The 1,429-nt window shown below is 40.6% G+C and carries 1 protein-coding gene; it reads left to right on the forward strand.

Annotated features, from left to right (window positions below; all coding sequences use genetic code 11):
- Position 1: 1 nt before the first annotated feature.
- Positions 2–625: a fumarylacetoacetate hydrolase family protein gene (locus ACO08K_RS07145; RefSeq protein ID WP_421795702.1), complete on the forward strand. Its 624-nt coding sequence runs from the start codon at positions 2–4 to the stop codon at positions 623–625.
- Positions 626–1,429 lie beyond the last annotated feature (804 nt).

Below are 1,429 nucleotides of genomic sequence, written 5' to 3' on the forward strand. Positions count from 1 at the left end.
TATGAAAATCATCTGCATCGGACGCAACTACGCCGAACACGCCAAAGAGCTCAACAACGCGGTACCTGAAGATCCAGTGGTCTTCATGAAACCTCCTTCAGCACTGTTGGTAGGAGACAAACCTTTTTATTATCCCGAGTTCACCCAGGATTTGCATTACGAAGGGGAAATTGTACTGAAAGTGTGCAAAAATGGCCGCCATGTACAGCCGGAATTTGCCCACGAGTACTACAATGAAATTGCCTTCGGCATCGACTTCACCGCCCGGGACATCCAGGCCAAATGTAAAGCCAAAGGACTGCCCTGGGAGATTGCCAAGGGTTTTGATGGCTCCGCAGTGTTGAGCGACTTTGTACCAATGGATCAAATTGCAGACCCTAAATCCATCCATTTTGAATTGAAGAAAAATGGGGAAACCGTTCAAAAAGGCGACACCGCCGATGTGATTTTTTCCTTTGAAGACATCATTGTTTATGTGTCCAAATTCTTCAAACTGCAAATGGGAGACATCATTTATACGGGTACTCCTGCCGGCGTTGGGCCAGTGAAAGTTGGGGATACTTTGGAAGGGTTTATTGAGTTAAAAACTGGGGATAAGCAGTTTTTGACTTGTGAGATAAAGTAGAGGAATAATACTTTGTGGTTATAAAAAATGGCAGGTACAAATCAATGTATCTGCCATTGCCATATCTAGGTAACTCAGGAGAAACAAAACGATCCTACTTGCAGGATCCAAACAGCATTTATGGTTATTAATTCCAGTTTTTCAACTAGGTTTTGAGCGGATAAAATGCCCGGTTGCGGCGATGGTGTGCTGTTTGATGCATCAGGTTTAAAGCTGTATTAGGAGACATTTTGCCAGGAAGGTATTCATTGTAGATGCCTCCTGTAATACAATTGTTAAATATTAAAAAAAGAAAGCCACCTGGCCATTAATCCATTGTGTGCCAATAAATCGACTTTTTTGCATTCAAAAAACAATTTTTTTACTCGTCCCCTCACCATAAAAAACCCTGCGCCGAAAAAGTACAAAGTAACAAAGTCAAAGAAAAACCATCAATCAAAATATTAATTATCAATTACTTGTACATATAAATCTGGATTTCCGGTCACTTTCCTTAGGTAATAAAAGCGACATTCCGCTTAACCAGCTTCCCATTTTGATCCACCATTTTTGTGCTGTGCTAATACTACTTAATCCAAAATCCAAATGAATATGATCGGTTTGTACCCTTTCAGCATTTTTTCAAATAAGCAATTTATCGCTTACCACAGTCGAGTTTAGGTTTGTACCGATTATCAAGCTTCCTTCCCACTCGTCTTGTAACTCCCTCCCTTCTAAAAACATACGCTGCCATAGCTCATTTTTTTTTGCAACACCCAATCGTGTAAAAACACTGATGTTACACTTGGGCACAAAGAATAATCC

It is taken from the genome of Haliscomenobacter sp., from assembly GCF_965225875.1.
Taxonomy (GTDB): domain Bacteria; phylum Bacteroidota; class Bacteroidia; order Chitinophagales; family Saprospiraceae; genus Haliscomenobacter.